This window comes from Aeromonas sp. FDAARGOS 1405, from assembly GCF_019048265.1.
GTDB classification, from domain to species: Bacteria; Pseudomonadota; Gammaproteobacteria; order Enterobacterales; family Aeromonadaceae; genus Aeromonas; species Aeromonas veronii_A.
The window spans coordinates 3,896,219-3,911,845 of the sequence record NZ_CP077311.1; the positions used below are offsets into that span (position 1 = coordinate 3,896,219).

The 15,627-nt window shown below is 61.1% G+C and carries 15 protein-coding genes and 1 pseudogene; 1 reads left to right on the top strand and 15 read right to left on the bottom strand.

The window, feature by feature from the left end; genetic code table 11:
• Positions 1–30 precede the first annotated feature (30 nt).
• The 3 genes from I6L35_RS17830 to I6L35_RS17840 all read right to left on the bottom strand — a co-directional run bounded on the left by I6L35_RS17830 (position 31) and on the right by I6L35_RS17840 (position 3,287).
• Positions 31–1,695 carry an AMP-binding protein gene (locus tag I6L35_RS17830; RefSeq protein WP_216978925.1) on the bottom strand — a complete coding sequence of 555 codons (1,665 nt, stop codon included), beginning with the start codon at positions 1,693–1,695 and terminating at the stop codon, positions 31–33.
• A 98-nt stretch (positions 1,696–1,793) separates the two neighbouring features.
• Positions 1,794–2,072: a YfcL family protein gene (locus I6L35_RS17835; RefSeq protein ID WP_139740389.1), complete on the bottom strand. Its 279-nt coding sequence runs from the start codon at positions 2,070–2,072 to the stop codon at positions 1,794–1,796.
• Between the two features lie 99 nt (positions 2,073–2,171).
• Positions 2,172–3,287: an ATP-NAD kinase family protein gene (locus I6L35_RS17840; RefSeq protein ID WP_216978926.1), complete on the bottom strand. Its 1,116-nt coding sequence runs from the start codon at positions 3,285–3,287 to the stop codon at positions 2,172–2,174.
• A gap of 120 nt (positions 3,288–3,407) precedes the next feature.
• On the opposite strand from I6L35_RS17840, the gene I6L35_RS17845 reads away from it, so the two are divergent.
• Positions 3,408–4,136: a TerC family protein gene (locus I6L35_RS17845; RefSeq protein ID WP_216978927.1), complete on the top strand. Its 729-nt coding sequence runs from the start codon at positions 3,408–3,410 to the stop codon at positions 4,134–4,136.
• A gap of 72 nt (positions 4,137–4,208) precedes the next feature.
• Here the strand turns inward: I6L35_RS17845 and I6L35_RS17850 are convergent, their stop codons facing one another.
• From I6L35_RS17850 to I6L35_RS17905, 12 genes and pseudogenes are all read right to left on the bottom strand, one after another.
• The gene (locus I6L35_RS17850) at positions 4,209–4,697 is read right to left on the bottom strand and encodes an OmpA family protein (RefSeq protein WP_216978928.1); all 489 of its coding nucleotides are present in this window, start codon (positions 4,695–4,697) and stop codon (positions 4,209–4,211) included.
• A gap of 25 nt (positions 4,698–4,722) precedes the next feature.
• On the bottom strand, positions 4,723–5,964 hold the full coding sequence (locus I6L35_RS17855) for a diguanylate cyclase (RefSeq protein WP_216978929.1): 1,242 nt from the start codon (positions 5,962–5,964) through the stop codon (positions 4,723–4,725).
• Entirely contained in the window at positions 5,961–6,518 is a 558-nt protein-coding gene (locus tag I6L35_RS17860; RefSeq protein WP_216978930.1) for a YfiR family protein, read from the bottom strand. The genes I6L35_RS17855 and I6L35_RS17860 overlap by 4 nt, the downstream gene beginning before the upstream one ends.
• 188 nt (positions 6,519–6,706) lie before the next feature.
• Positions 6,707–8,254 (bottom strand): transcriptional regulator TyrR, encoded by a 1,548-nt coding sequence (gene tyrR, locus I6L35_RS17865; RefSeq protein WP_005333656.1) that lies wholly within the window; start codon positions 8,252–8,254, stop codon positions 6,707–6,709.
• 148 nt (positions 8,255–8,402) lie between these two features.
• Positions 8,403–8,498 (bottom strand): annotated as a pseudogene (locus tag I6L35_RS17870) (4a-hydroxytetrahydrobiopterin dehydratase); the annotation flags it as partial.
• Positions 8,499–8,551: 53 nt separating this feature from the next.
• Positions 8,552–8,890: a 4a-hydroxytetrahydrobiopterin dehydratase gene (locus tag I6L35_RS17875; protein ID WP_216978931.1), complete on the bottom strand. Its 339-nt coding sequence runs from the start codon at positions 8,888–8,890 to the stop codon at positions 8,552–8,554.
• Between the two features lie 63 nt (positions 8,891–8,953).
• Positions 8,954–9,748 carry a phenylalanine 4-monooxygenase gene (phhA, locus tag I6L35_RS17880; protein ID WP_167567042.1) on the bottom strand — a complete coding sequence of 265 codons (795 nt, stop codon included), beginning with the start codon at positions 9,746–9,748 and terminating at the stop codon, positions 8,954–8,956.
• A 152-nt stretch (positions 9,749–9,900) separates the two neighbouring features.
• Positions 9,901–11,331: a gamma-aminobutyraldehyde dehydrogenase gene (locus tag I6L35_RS17885; protein WP_216978932.1), complete on the bottom strand. Its 1,431-nt coding sequence runs from the start codon at positions 11,329–11,331 to the stop codon at positions 9,901–9,903.
• Between the two features lie 29 nt (positions 11,332–11,360).
• On the bottom strand, positions 11,361–12,188 hold the full coding sequence (locus I6L35_RS17890; RefSeq protein WP_216978933.1) for an ABC transporter permease: 828 nt from the start codon (positions 12,186–12,188) through the stop codon (positions 11,361–11,363).
• A gap of 35 nt (positions 12,189–12,223) precedes the next feature.
• Entirely contained in the window at positions 12,224–13,192 is a 969-nt protein-coding gene (locus tag I6L35_RS17895; protein ID WP_216978934.1) for an ABC transporter permease, read from the bottom strand.
• Complete coding sequence (locus tag I6L35_RS17900) at positions 13,189–14,202, bottom strand: ABC transporter ATP-binding protein (protein WP_206877046.1); 1,014 nt, start codon at positions 14,200–14,202, stop codon at positions 13,189–13,191. Before I6L35_RS17900 ends, I6L35_RS17895 begins: the two co-directional genes overlap by 4 nt.
• Before the next feature lie 100 nt (positions 14,203–14,302).
• Entirely contained in the window at positions 14,303–15,448 is a 1,146-nt protein-coding gene (locus I6L35_RS17905) for an ABC transporter substrate-binding protein (RefSeq protein WP_216980315.1), read from the bottom strand.
• Positions 15,449–15,627: the final 179 nt, after the last annotated feature.

The window sequence follows — 15,627 nt, forward strand, 5'->3', positions numbered from 1 at the left end:
GTTGTTTGTCGCGCTATGGAAAAATGGGATTTACTCCTCCCACACCACCACTTGGGATGAGGGCCAGTGATCCCCGACCTGGGCGTACTTTTGCTCCAGCAGGTGGCGCTTGATCTTCATGGTGGGAGTCAGCACGCCGTTCTCGATATTCCAGGGGGTTTTCACCACCAGAATGCCGCGAATTTTGGCATGAGATTCCAGCTGATCGTTGACCCGAACCCGCGCCGCTTCCAGTCTGGCGTTGACCTCCTCCCGATTGCCCTTCATGGCGCTCTCGGCCAGTTGCACCAGCGCAATGGGCTGGGGCATGCCGTACCCAATCACGCAGAGCTGTTCGATAATGGGCTCCTGACCCAGCAGCCCCTCGATGGGCACCGGCGCCACATACTTGCCCTTGGCGGTCTTGAACACGTCCTTCATCCGGCCGGTGATGGTGAGATAACCCTCCTTGTCCAGCTTGCCCATGTCACCGGTGTGCAGCCACCCCTCGGCATCGATGGCCTCGGCGCTGTGCTCGGGATCCTTGTAGTAACCCAGCATCATCCCTTCGCAGCGGCAGAGGATCTCCCCCTCGTCGGAGATCTTGATGGTCACCCCGATCCCCGCCTTGCCGACGGTGCCGATCTTGTCGGCGCGGAACGGGTAGTTGATGGTGGAGTAGGCGTGGTTCTCGGTCATGCCCCAGGCTTCCGTCACCTTGAGGCCAATGCTCAGATACCACTCAAGCAGCGCAGGGGAGACAGGCGCGGAGCCGCAGCCGAGTACCCGGGCCTGATCCAGTCCCAACCCCTTTTGCAGCTTGCGTTTGATAAGGCCGGAGATAAGCGGGATCTTGAGCAGCAACGCCAGTTTGTTCTGGGGCAGCTTCTCGTGGATCTTGATGCGGAACATGGCCCACAGCCGCGGCACCGAGATAAAGACGGTGGGACGGCAGCGTTTGACATCTTCGATAAAGGTGTCGAGGGATTCAGGGAAGGCTATGGTAGCACCGCCATAGAGGCTGCCGCCGTAGATGTAGACCCGCTCGGTAATGTGGGCCAGCGGCAGGTAGGAGAAGCCCCGATCGGCCTGGCTCAGGCTCACCGTCTCAACCAGCTTCTCACACGACCAGGCGTAGCGCTCGACGCTCAGCATGGCACCTTTCGGCTTGCCGGTGCTGCCGGAGGTGTAGACCAGACTCAGCAGGGAGTCAGGGGCCTGCACCGGGCTGTCAGGGATCGGCTCATGCGCCTCCAGCAGATCGTCCCACTGGTGGCTGGCTGGCATGGTGTCATAGGGGAAGGCGATGCGCAGCAGATCGGCGGGTACGCCCGCCTCCTGACTCTTCCAGTCATCCAGCTTGCCGACGAAGATCGCTTTGGCCTCGCTATGGCGCAGCACATATTCGATGGTATCGACGTTGGCAGTCGGGTAGATGGGCACGCTCACATACTGCCCCATCTGCATCGCCAGATCGGCGATAAACCACTGGGCGCAGTTCTTGGAGAGCAGCGCCACCTTGTCACCGGCCACCAGACCGAGGTGACGCAAGGCCGTCACCATCCGCCGCGCTTCATCGGCCACTTCACCCCAGGTGAAATCGACATATTCGCGGTTGATGGTTTGACGCAGGTAGGTTCGATCAGGACACTGCCGCTCCCAGTGATAGAGCATCTCGAGCGGCAGTTTATTGGCAATGCGTGAGGAGGAGGCCATAGTTTAATCCCTGAAACAAAAGGCGAAACTTATTATTAACCTTTCACTAACTTCAGGGGAAGAATAAACTCAAACTTCAGTTTGAATTGTGTATCCGATCAAGCTTCTGCGTCTTGTTGCAAACGAATCCACATTGCCTGCACCAGTTTCTCATCCTCTTCCGAGAGCTCACCTTGCAAGATCGCCTCGTTGAGGCTGCGCAGCACATAGCTCTTGACGTCCCGCACCAGGGTCTTGCCTTCCAGCTCGGCCCGGGCAACGGCCAATGAGATATGACCTCGCAGGTAACCCCCCGCAAACAGCTCATCATCGGTCGCGGTGGCAACCATGCTGTCGATCAGTCCCAACAACTTGTGCTCAAAATCGTGAATCGTCATGTAACGCAGCCTCATTTGCGGCAAAAAATTCGGGGGTATGGAACCGCAATCCGGTTGATTGCAGCTCTCTGGCGCCAGGCCAGCAGCGTCCTTGGCGTCCTATTCCGGGTTGGCCACCGGGTAGATGACCTGATCCTTGTATCCCGTGGTTATTCGCAGATAACCGCGCAACGCCCGGTTTAATTGCGGATCATCGGTATCCACCAGCAGCGGCCTGCCCGCAAGGGCGGCAAGCTTGGCTTTGGTTGCCAGCACCTGGATATTCTCCAGCCCGACACACCGAATCACCTCAGGACTCAATTGCTGATTTCCGCGCCCGAACAGATGTCCCTGTCCGCCGATCAGGGTAATGATCAGTCGGCAGCGACGGCCGCGGATCCGGGTCAGGATCTCGGCGGCGCTGAGATCCTGCCCGATAAGTCGGCCATTTTCCACCAGATCCACACCGAGCAAAGTATTTTCCAGACCGAGCTCTGCCATACAGGCTGCCACCGTGCTGCCGGAGCCCATCAGATAGAGGGTATCGGGCTCCATCTGCTCCACCACACCGGCGGCGAGATCCGCCAACACCAGCTCTTCGGACTCCTTGCCCCCCTGTTTTACCGCCTGTACATAACGCAGATCACCGGGCACCTTCAGCTGGCCGTAGTGGCGAGCCCGCACCTTGCCCGCGCGAAACGCCTCCTCGTCGATGTCGCGCACCTCGGCATCGATCAGGCTGAGCAGTTCCCCTGCGATCATCCGCGCCACCACCCGCCCGCTGGCAGCGGGCGTCACCCCGTAGACGCCGGAGTGGATCTTGCACCCCGCGGGAATGCCGAGCACATGGCAGGACTCCCCCACCGCGGCGCAGATATCCCGCGCCGTGCCATCGCCACCGGCAAACAGCAGCAGATCGACCCCGGCTTCGCGCATCAGCCCGGCAGCATGGCGGGTGTCATCGGCCGAGGTGCTCTCCCCGGCCGGTTGATAGATGACCCGACAGGGCAATCCCAGAGAGCGGGCCACCGTCTCCCCCATATCTCCGGCCACCGTCAGCAGTTCGAACGGGACGCTCAGCTCGCATAGTGGCAACAGCGCTTGCCGCGCCCGCTCCTGCGCTTTGGGCACAGCGCCACGAGCAATCGCCTCATCCACCACGCCGTCACTCCCCTTGAGCCCCACTGCGCCGCCAATCCCGGCGAGCGGATTAATGATGAACCCTAATCGAAACATGCCTGCCTCCCTTGCAATGGGCACCATTTTTATCTTTTCGTCCCTCTGGGACAAGCGGTGATACCCCTGCTAGAATTCGCACCTTCATTTTTCCAACCAATGTTCAATCAAGGTTCAATCATGCTGGAATGGGTTCTTGATCCCTCCGCCTGGGTTGCTCTCGCGACCCTTACCCTGCTCGAAATCGTGCTGGGCATCGACAACATCATCTTTATCTCCATCCTGGTCGGCCGCCTGCCGGAGGCTCAGCGCCAAAAAGCGCGCATTCTGGGGCTGGGGCTCGCCATGGGCACCCGCATCCTGCTGCTGCTCTCGCTGGCCTGGGTGATGCGTCTCACCGAGCCGCTCTTCACCGTGCTGAACGAGGCTATCTCGGGCCGAGACCTGATCCTGCTGCTGGGGGGGCTGTTCCTTATCGCCAAAAGTACCCACGAGATCCACGCCACCCTGGAAGGAGCCGCCGAGCCGGAGAGCGTCAGCAAAGCGGCCTCGGGATTTGTCAGCACCCTGATCCAGATTGCCATTCTGGACATAGTGTTCAGCCTCGACTCGGTGATCACTGCAGTCGGCATGGCCGATCACGTGCCGGTGATGGTGCTGGCCATCATGATCGCCGTCTTCATCATGATGTTCGCCGCCAAATCCATTGGCGATTTCGTCGATGACCATCCCACCATCAAGATGCTGGCCCTCTCCTTCCTCACCCTGGTGGGGTTTGCCCTGATGGCGGAGGGGATGGATCTGCACATACCGAAGGGCTACATCTACTTCGCCATGGCCTTCTCGCTGGTGGTGGAGATGATCAATATCCGCTTGCGCAAGCACAGCGAGCCCGACACAGGAAAGTAGTGTCGCCGGATCAAAAAGAGCGCCTCTCGGGGCGCTCTTTTGCTATGCACACGGCGTACTGCCGGGTAGAAATCACTGGTTGGCAATCACAATGGCAACCCGGCGGTTTTCTGCTCGTCCGGCGGCGCTCTTGTTGTCCGCCACCGGGGCCGTCTCACCACGGCCACGGATCTCAAGATTGGCGGGCTTCATCCCCACCGAGATCAGCACATCGGCCACCGATTGAGCCCGTTTCAGAGAGAGCTGCTGGTTATAGCTGCTCTCGCCGGTATTGTCGGTATGGCCGTCAACCCTCGCCTTGTCGAGCCCGACCCCAAGCAGGGCCTTGCCCAGTTTTTCCACTATCTGCCGGGTCTGCGGATTGAGTTCACCCACATTGTTGGCAAACAGCACCCGGTTGGCCAGATCCAGTGTCCAGCCCTCATCGGTCAGATAGAAACCTTGCTCCTTCAATACTGCCAGCTGTTCCGGGGTCAACCCCCTGGGGGTGCTCTGACAACCCACCAGCAGAGAGAACAACAGGCCCAGCACGACAGCCTTGATGGAGAGGGATAGTTTCATTGTTATGACTCCTTTACACCTTGACTCACGCCGATTTGGCGGCCTCAACCTCCTCACGGCGTGTACGTTTTGCCAAATACATGGCTTTGTCTGCCAGCTCGCACAGCTCGCTGGCGCGGGTCCCGGGTTGATGGATGGCAAAACCGATGCTGATCCCTGCCACCAGTTGCTGTCCATCCCGCAATACCACAGGATCACTCATCGCCTGCTGAATGCGGTCGATCACCTCTTCCACATCCTGCCCCAGATGCACAGGTGTCAGCAGTATGGCGAACTCATCCCCCCCCAGCCGGCAGACCAGATCTCCGGGGCGCAGCTGATGCTGTACCCGCCGGGAGAGGGTCACCAGCACATCGTCACCGGCGTTGTGCCCCAGGGTGTCGTTAATCTGTTTGAAACGATCGCAATCGAGATAAAGCAGGGCGAACGAGGCCCCCCCCTCGCTTACCTCCCCAATGGCATGCTCGAGGCGCGCCTCGAACAACGCCCGGTTGGGCAACCCGGTCAACGCATCATGGGTCGCCTGGTGGAGCAGACTGGCGTTCTCCCGCGCCTGATGAGCCTGCCAGGCTTGCAGCTCATCCAGCAGGGCGTTGAAATCCTCTCCCAGTTCATTGAGCTCGACGATATCGGCCGGTGGCGCCCGCATCCCCAGAGTGCGTTGTCGACGCACCGAGTGGGCGACCTGTGCCAGTTGTCGCAGTGGCGAGGTGATCGCGACCTGCATCCGCCCGGCGACATAGAAGGCGCCCATCACACTCAACACCAGGCAAATCACCATCACCAGCAGCACCGAGAGCAAGAACAGCAACAGATACTCGCCATGACCGCGCAGCTCTATGGTGGCAATCTGATCACCTCCCCGCAGCATGGGATAGGTGACCGGCCCCGGTAACAGCAGGCGGGCAAGATAATCTTCGACTGTGGCCAGTGGATTGCTGACGGGACGAACCCATTTAGCGAGCTGTTGACCATTGGCCAGCACGATACTGGCTTCGGCCACCTCCTCATGGGCGACAATACCGCCAAGCGCCTCGCTCGCTGCCTCTTCATCGTGGAACACCACCGCCGCCTCGGCGCTGTAGCTGATTGCGCGGGCCACCAGCTCCAGATTGTGATCGGCGTAGAAGCGTACTACCAGCAAGGCAATCAGAGTAAAAAATAGTCCCGCCACGCTGACGGCCGTGATGGCGGCCACCAGATGGGTTCGCCCCAGGCTCTGACGTAGGGTCGGACGACGGGGATCCGCGCTGACCTGTCGTCTCATGGGACCCCCTTGTCGGCACGGGCCAGCTTGAGCACAGCGGGATGTACTCGTACGCCGCTCAGGGCCAGGGCATCGAGGTTCACTTTAAACCGCACTCGCACGCTGTCCGGCGAGGTCTGCAGGCAGAACACCGAGCTGGTGGAACAGTCGTGGTTGTATTCGCTGATGCTGAGCACTGAATGACCCTGCAAGCGCGCAAACAACGCAATCCGGGTCGGCTCGTCGACGACGCCGAGATAGAGCACATCGCAATTATCACTGATGGCCGGATCACTCGCGTCGTAGCGATTGACCTGCACGGCACGGCCATTGGCCTGACGATCGATGGTAAAGAGGGCTCCGGCATACTCCGTCGGCGCCGCCACACATAGGCGCAGCACCGCAGGCTCGGTGGGCCAGCGAGTGTAACTCAGGATATCGAGCACCAGCTCCCTGACCGCCGTCGCCCGGCTCTCTGCGGCCGTTTCCGCCAGCGCGTGAGGCAACAGCAGACCAAACCCTAACAGCAAGGGCGCCAGGCGAGCGGCGAAACGGGGAGAAAAGAGTAACAGCATGATCGGGAAGTGGCCGCCTTGACAACACCGCTGCAGTGGCATAGCGGTTCGGGTACATGTATCCAGATAGTAAGTTGGTGGACACTGGCCTGACAAGTCTCCCGAAGCCCTCCCGCCCGGAAGCCGTGTAAAGAAAACAGAGAGCCCGTCTGGTGACGGGCTCTCTGTTGGCTGGCATCCGGAACAACTTACTTCTTGCTGATGCCGTATTCTCGCAGCTTGTTGGCGATGGCGGTATGCGACACACCCAGGCGTTTGGCCAGCTGACGGGTCGACGGGAAGGCGGGATAGAGCCGGGCCAGCAGCTGGCTCTCGAAGCGCTTCACCGCATCGTCGAGGTTTCCCTCAAACCACTCGTCGATCAGCGGCATGGTATCGGCCGCCACCGGCAGGTCGATCTGCTCGGGCCCCAGTTCATCCCCTTCCAGCAGGGTCATGGCACGGTAGAGACAGTTGCGCAGCTGACGCACGTTGCCCGGCCAGCGATAGGCGGTCAGGTAGTCTGCCATGTTGCGGGTAAAGCGCGGACGGGGTCGCTGCAACTCGCTGGCAAAGCGGGAGACAAACTGCTGGGCCAGCACCATGATGTCTGCCTTGCGCTCGCGCAGGGGGGGCAGCGCCAGACTGAGCACGTTGAGGCGATAGTAGAGATCCTCGCGGAAGGTTCCTTCGTGCACCAGATCCAGCAACTGCTTCTGGGTAGTGCAGATGAAACGCACGTTGACCTTCACCTCCTGCTCGTCACCGACCCGGCGGAACACCCCATCCTGCAGCACCCGTAAAAACTTGGTCTGCAGATGGGGAGACATGTCGCCGATCTCGTCCAGCATCAGGGTGCCGCCGCTCGCCAGCTCCAGCACGCCGCGCTTGCCCTCGGTGTTGTTGCCAAATGCGCCGGGGGCATAACCAAACAGCTCGCTCTCGGCCACGTTATCGGGCATGGCGGCGCAGTTGAGGGCCATAAAGGGGTGGCTGGAGCGCAGGCTGGCCCCGTGACAGGCACGGGCCAGCAGCTCCTTGCCGGTGCCGGTCTCGCCGACGATCAGCAGCGGCGCGTCCTGCATCGCCAGTTTGCGCGCTTGCGACAGCACCTCTTTCATCTTGGGACTCTCGGCCTGCAGATGCTCGAAGCCCCCCACTTCCACCGCATGAAGCGCGCTGAAGTGCAGACCGACCCGACGGGCAGATTTGAGCACCACCACGGCCCCGGCCAGCGCCTGCTTGCCGCGGGCTTCTGCCACGAACAGCGGCATCAGATCTGCCAGATACTCTTCGCCATTGAAACTGAGCTTGCAGGTCTGCGGCTTGATCTCGCTCGCCTCCAGCCAGCGGGTGAAGGAGAAACCCTTGACCAGCGAACCGAGCGCCACCCCGCGCACCTCCTCCACCGGCAAGCCGAGGGTGGTGAGGGCAGACTGGTTGGCCTGGGTCACCTTGCCCTTGCTGTCGAGGGAGAAGACCAGATCCGGCAGCGCCTTGAGCAGCGCCTCGATCTCGTGATGCTCTCGCTCGGAAGGCATGTAGGGGATGGTCTTGACGTCGTAGACGCCGGGAATGCGGCGGATCTCCGGCATCAGGTGCTGAAAATCACTGAACTCCAGCTCGGGAAAGTTGAGATAGATGATGCCTGAGGTATCGATTTCGATGCCGCGCAGATCGATATTGTGCTCCACCAGGCGGTCGAGCAGTTCCCGGGTCAGGCCCAGGCGGTCTTCACAGCTGACTTCAAGACGCATTCGGGACACACTTCCTAGCTAACTCTATGAATGAGCGGATAATACAGTCTCGATCCCCCCAGTGCGAGCGCCAGCCCATAAAAATGCGGGCCCGCCCCGCTTTCGCAGGCAGGCCCGGGTCAACCGATGACGCTGGTGTGGGGTGCGATTACCGGAGCAACTGATCGGTGCGCGCCGCCATGATGAAGTCGTTGCGATGCAAGCCGCCGATCTTATGCATCCACCAGCTGACGGTCACCTCCCCCATTCGGTCAGAAATGCAGGAAGGGGGATACTCCGCCTCAACCTGTTCTCAGATTATCTGGGCAATTGGTCTGTACGCGCAGCCATGATGAAGTCGTTGCGATGCAAACCGCCGATCTTGTGGGTCCACCAGCTGACGGTCACCTTGCCCCACTCGGTCAGGATGGCCGGATGATGGAACTCTGCCTCCGCCAGCTCGCCCAGGCGGTTGGTAAACGCCAGCGCCTCCTTGAAGTTGCGAAACGTAAATTCCCGCCGCAGTTGCAGCGCCCCCCCCTCCACCAGCGGCTGCCAGTCGGGAATAAGCTGCATCAGCTCACGCAGCTCCTCATCGCTCACCTTGGGGGCATCGGCGCGACACGCTTCACACTGTTGGCTGGCCAGTTCGGACATGGGTTACTCCTGCTTGAATTAATGAAAAATTAATGAAAATGAAATAGGGTTGTTTGCTTTTGGTCAGCTCGCCTGTTTGCCAGCGGGAACCTCAAAACGTGGCGGATAGAGGCCAAGCCGACTGGCCTCGGCCAGAGCAGCCATGATCTCCTCCCCGGTCAGCTGGTAGAGATGATCGAGACTCGGCAGCACAAAATAGGTGGGCTGCATGATGTCGATGCGATACGGGGTGCGCAGCACGGTCAGCAGATCGAAGGGTTGCAGCAGCGGTTTGCCACAGAGGGCATAGGCGGTCTCGCCGATGGAGGAGAGAATACCGCCGCCGTAGATACGTAGCCCGTCCGGCGTTGCCAAGAGGCCAAACTCCACGGTGAACCAGTAGAGACGGGCCAGAAAGACCCGCTGCTCCTTGCTCGCCTGCTGGCCAAGCTGGCCATAGAGGTGGGTGAAGTGGGCAAAGGCCGGATTGGTCAGCATGGCGCAGTGGCCGAAGATCTCGTGAAAGATATCCGGCTCTTGCAGGTAGTCGAGCTCGTCCCGGCGCCGGATAAAGGTCGCCACCGGAAACTGGCGATTGGCCAGCAGAGCGAAGAAGCGATCGAACGAGATAAGTGCAGGTACTGCCGCCACCGACCAGCCGGTCGCAGGCTGCAAGACGGCGTTGATCTCGGCCAGCTGGGGGATGCGATCACGGGGCAGCCCCAGCCTGTCGAGACCGACCAGATACTCGTTACACCCCTTGCCAGCAAGAGCGGCGAACTGACGCTCGATCAGGATCTGCCAGGTGCCGTGCTCTTCGTTGCTGTAGTGGATCACCCCGTCAGCATCCGGCTGGTGGGCGGTGTAGAAGGTTGCCATAGCGGTTCCATCCTCTGGCGCCACATCAGGCGCCTTGCCGTTTCATCACGGCTTCACTGTAACGAAATGGCAACAAAAAAAGCAGCCGACCCATGAGTCGGCAGCCTGAAACAGTTGTAAATAAATTGTGACAACCCGCTAACCAATCCCCACTACAGCTTGACCATGATATGGCGCGGCACCGTGTAATCCTCCAGCGCATAGAGGGAGAGATCCTTGCCGTAGCCCGACATCTTCATGCCGCCGTGGGGCATCTCGGAGGTGAGCATGAAGTGGGTATTGATCCAGGTGCAACCATATTGCAGGTAGCTGGCCACCTTGCTGGCGAGGCTCAGATCCTTGGTCCAGACCGACGAGGCGAGGCCATAGTCCGAGTCGTTGGCCCACTGCACCACCTGCTCGGCATCGTTAAAACGGGTCACCGACACCACGGGGCCAAACACCTCGCGGCGCACGATCTCATCCTCCTGCCGGGCCCCGACAATCAGGGTCGGCTCGAAGAAGAAGCCGTTGCCGGGACGGATCTTGCCCCCCGCCGTCACCTCCACATGACCGCTGCTCTGGGCCCGCTCGACAAAGCTGGCGACCCGGTTGCGCTGTCTGTCCGAGATGAGCGGCCCCATCTCAACCCCCTCCTCGTACTGGCTGCCCACCTTGATGGAGGCCACCGCCTCGGTCATGGCGGCGACGAACTTGTCGTAGATTTTGCCCTGGGCATAGATACGGCAGGCGGCGGTGCAATCTTGCCCTGCATTGTAGAAACCGAAGGTGCGAATACCCGCCACCACCGCCTCCAGATCCGCATCGTCGAAGATGATCACCGGCGCCTTGCCCCCTAGTTCAAGGTGGGTGCGCTTCATGGTACGGGCGGCGCTTTGCAGGATCTTCTGGCCGGTGGCGATATCGCCGGTGAGCGACACCATCCGCACCAGCGGGTGCTCCACCAGCGGCGCCCCCACACTCTCGCCCCGCCCGCAGATGACGTTGATGATGCCGCGCGGGAAGATCTCGCTGGCCAGCTCGGCAAGGCGCAGGGCGGTGAGCGGGGTCTGCTCGGAGGGTTTGAGCACCACCGTATTGCCCGCCGCCAGCACCGGCGCCATCTTCCAGGCCGCCATCATCAACGGGTAGTTCCAGGGGGCGATACTGCCTACCACCCCGACGGGATCGCGGCGGATCATGCTGGTGTGTCCCTCGATATACTCCCCCGCCAGCGGCCCTTGCAGGCAACGGGCCGCCCCGGCAAAGAAGCGGAAGCAGTCCACCACTGCGGGCAGCTCGTCATTGAGCACTGCCAAATAGGGTTTGCCGCAGTTGAGGGATTCGAGCGCTGCGAACTCCTCGGCGTGACGCTCGATGAGATCCGCAAGCCGCAGCAGCAGGTTGCTGCGGCTTGCCGGGGTGGTGCGGCTCCACTGGGCGAAGGCGCGCTGGGCACCGTTCACCGCCCGGTTCACCTGTTCGAACGAGGCTTCGGGCACGGCGGCGATCTGTTCGCCGTTGGCCGGGTTGAGAATGGGTTCGGCCTGCCCCTCGCCGGTCACAAACTGGCCATCAATCAAGAGTTGGGTAGAGAGTTTCATGGTTGCATCCTTGCGCACGCGTTGAGTCATCATTTGCCACTGCCAGCGACATCGTGGGTGTCGCGAGTGAGGTAGTAGGCAAGCAAAATAGGGATAGTGGTGAAGGCCACTATGATGAGGGCCACCACGTTGGTGACCGGCCTGTCTCGGGGGCGGATCAGCTCCTGATACATCCAGATGGGCAGGGTGGTCTGCTGGCCCGCAGTGAAGGTAGTGACGATCACTTCATCAAAGCTCAGGGCAAAGGCCAGCATGCCCCCCGCCAGCAGCGCCGTGGCCAGATTGGGCAGGATCACGTAGCGCAGGGTCTGAAAACCATCGGCCCCGAGATCCATCGACGCTTCGATCAGCGACTGGTTGGTGCGGCGAAAACGGGCCAGCGCATTGTTGTAAACCACCACCACACAGAAGGTGGCGTGGCCGATGACGATGGTCCAGAAGCTGAACGGGATCTCCATCAACCCGTAGGCCGAGCGCAGCGCAATGCCGGTGACAATGCCGGGCAGCGCGATGGGCAGCACCAGCAAGAGCGACACCACCTCCTGACCGAAGAAGCGGCTGCGGGCAATGGCCCCTGCCGCCAGAGTGCCGAGCACCATGGCCGCCAGCGTCGCCAGCCCCGCTACCTCCAGCGACAGCTGGATGGCACGCCATACATCGGGGCGATTGAGGGTCACCTCGAACCACTTGAGGGTGAGCCCGGGGGGCGGAAACTGGTAACTCTTGCTCTCGCTGGTGAAGGCGTAGAGGAAGATAAACAGAATGGGAAAGTGCAGGAACAAGAGCCCACCGATGGCGGCGTACTTGAGCAGGCCCGAAGGGCGCTCTCCCTGACTGCTCACTGAGCTAGCTGACATGACGGCCTCCTTGCTGCCGGTTCAAAGCGATAGGGTCAAAGCGCATCAAAAGCCCCCAGTCGTTTCGCGATCGCCAGATAGATGGCGATGATAAGGATCGGCACCAACGAGAAGGCGGCGGCGAAGGGCAAGTTGCCCGCAGTCCCCTGCTGCATATAGACCACCTGACCGATATACATGGTCGAGTTGCCAATGATGCCGGGGATGATGTAATCACCGAGGGTCAGCGAGAAGGTGAAGATGGAGCCCGCCACCACACCGGGCAACGCCAGCGGCAGGATCAGGTTGCGAAAAGTCTGGGCGGGTGTTGCCCCCAGATCACTGCTCGCCTCCAGGAGGGATCGCGGAATACGCTCCACCGCCGCCTGAATGGGCAGGATCATGAAGGGCAGCCAGACATAGACGAACAAGATAAAGGTGCCGAGCCGCGAAAAAGAGAGCGACGGGCCACCTATCACCGGCAGGGAGAGGATGGCATCGAGCAGCCACTCCAGCCCCATGCTGTCCGCAAGCCAGCTCACTACCCCCTCCTTGGCCAAGATCAGCTTCCAGGCGTAGACCCGCACCAGATAGCTGGACCAGAGCGGCAGCATGATCCCCACATAGAACAGCGCCCGGGTCTTGCCACTGGTGTAGCGCGCCATGTAGTAGGCCACCGGAAAACCGAGCAGGGCGCAGGCCAGGGTCACCAGCAGCGACATGCCGACGGTGCGGCCGATCACATCCAGATTCTCCGGCCGTAGCAGGGCGACGAAGTTTTGCAGCCCCAGCTCGTGGCGCACCTGACCGCTGAACTCGTCCAGCCCGAACAGAGAGTTGGAGAGCAGCATCAGCAAGGAGCCGACATAGATGATGCCGAGCCACAGCAGCGGCGGCCCCAGCAGGATCGCCAGCAGCAGGCCGGGCCGACCATAGAGCAGGGTCGAGAGGCGCCGCAGCGGCCTGAAACGGGCAGGTTCGGGCTGATGGTTCATGGCAAGACTCGCACTGTGAGAGGCACTCATGGCTGCGCCCCCTGATGGGCGCCGCTCAGGCGATGGATGGCCTGCTCCGGCCAACTGAGGCTGACCCTGCTGCCACGCGCCAGACGGGCCTGCCCCTCATTGGGGTGGTTGACGATGATCTCGAGCTGCTCCCCGAGATCAACCCGATAACGGACGAAGGGGCCCAGATACTCCACCTCGCGGATCTCCCCCGACCAGCCCGGCGCGCCCGCCTCAGCGAGCCGGATCCGCTCCGGGCGCACCATCATCTGGCTGCCGTCGCCGCACAGCCGTCTGGCCTGCTCCCCTTCGAACAGATTGACGGTGCCAACGAAGCGGGCCACAAACGGCGTTGCCGGAGCGTCGTAGATAGTATCGGGCGCAGCGATCTGCTCGATCTTGCCCTGACTGAAGATGCAGATCCGGTCGCTCATGGAGAGCGCCTCCTGCTGATCGTGGGTGACGAAGATAAAGGTGATGCCCAGCTGGCGTTGCAGCGCCTTGAGCTCAAGCTGCATCTGCTCTCGCAGTTTGAGATCGAGGGCCCCCAGCGGCTCATCCAGCAGCAGGATGCGTGGCTGGTTGATAAGCGCCCGGGCGATGGCGATGCGCTGGCGCTGGCCGCCGGAGAGCTGGCTCGGGCGGCGCTTGCCGACCCCGGGCAGTCGCACCAGCTCCAGCATCTCGTCCACCTTGCGGTAACGCTCCGCCTTGGCGACCCCCTTGAGCATCAGGCCATAGCCGATGTTGTCGCGCACATCCATGTTGGGAAACAGGGCGTAGTCCTGAAACACGGTATTGAGGTTGCGATCATAGGGCGGCACGGTGGAGCAGGGTTCGCCAAACAGGCGGATCTCCCCGTCGCTCGGGTACTCGAAGCCCGCGATCATCCGCAGGCAAGTGGTCTTGCCGGAACCGCTCGGCCCCAGCAGGGTAAAGAATTCCCCGGAGGGGATCTGGAAAGAGATGTCGTCGACCGCCTTCACCTCGCCATAGTGGCGACTGACCCGGTCAAATTGTACGGCGTTCATGGGGCGTCCTTGTCTGTACTGGGATGGGCCGGACTCCTGTCCGGCCCGCTTGATTATCCGGTTTGAGCAACTGTGCAGAGGAAACGCTGCTCACCCCACCTCAGCGACCGCCCAGAATGGCGATATAGTCGGAAACCCAGCGGTAATAGGGCACGCAAGTTCCCTGGCTCTTGCACTGGGAGACCGGAGTGCGCCAGAAGCGAACCCGATCGAAGTTGTCGATACCGTTAGTTTTGCACCCGGTCGGGCCCAGCAGGGCATTGCCCTCGCAGGCGGCAGGTACCACAGGCACCGAGCCAAACCAGGCGGCGAGATCTCCCTGCAGCTTGTTGCTCAGGGAGTGCTCCAGCCACTTGTAAGCGCAGGTGAGGTTCTTGGCATCGCTGTGCACCATGCTGGTATCGGCCCAACCGGTCACTCCCTCTTTCGGCACAGTGGTGGCGATGGGCTGCTTGTCGGCGATCAGGGCATTGGCCTGGAACGGCCAGGAGCCTGAGGCAACCACCCCTTCGTTCTTGAAGTCGTCGATTTGAACGAAAGCATCATGCCAGTAGCGTCCCACCAGCTGGCGCTGCTTGCGCAGCAGATCGAGGGAGGCCTTGTACTGCTCCTCGTTCAGCTCGTAAGGATCCTTGATGCCCAGCGCGGGCTGATGGGTCATCAGATAGAGGGCGGCATCGGCGATGTGGATCGGGCCGTCAAAGGCCTGCACCCGCCCCTTGTTAGACTTGCCATCCGCCAGGGTCTGTTCCTCGAATACCACGTTCCAGGAGTCCGGTGCCTTGGGGAATACCTTGGTGTTGTACATCAGGATATTTCCGCCCCACTGGTAGGGCACGCCGTAGTGCTTGCCATCCACAGTGTGCCAGGGGGCATTTTGCAGCCGGGGATCAATCTTGCTGTAGCTCGGGATGAGTGCCAGATTGAGCGCCTGCACCTTGCCACCGGCAATCAGACGCAGACTGGCATCGCCGGAGGCGGTCACCAGATCGAAGCCCCCCTCGTTCATCAAGGCCACCATCTCGTCCGAGGTGGCCGCCGTCTTGACGCTCACCTTGCAGCCGGTCTCTTTCTCGAATCCGGTCACCCAGTCGTAGTTCTTGTCGGTCTCGCCACGCTCAACGTAGCCAGCCCAGGCCACGATATTGAGCTGGCCTTCACCCTTGCCGAGCTCGGTCGGGGCAGCCTGGGTCTGGCCTGCCAGCAGCGCCGGAACAAGAGCCAGCATCAGAGGGGTCAATTTCATCATGCACTCCTTGCATTGTGTTGACTTGCATCAGGTGAGGGAACGCCGCCGTGGGCGTTAACATCCTGTTAACCAGCAATGAGCTTAGGGGAGTGGCAATACGATGAATATTTCAATTTTTGATGGCTCAGGTATCAGCTAAATCGATATCGAGTGCAGATGAATCTGATTTTTGGTGG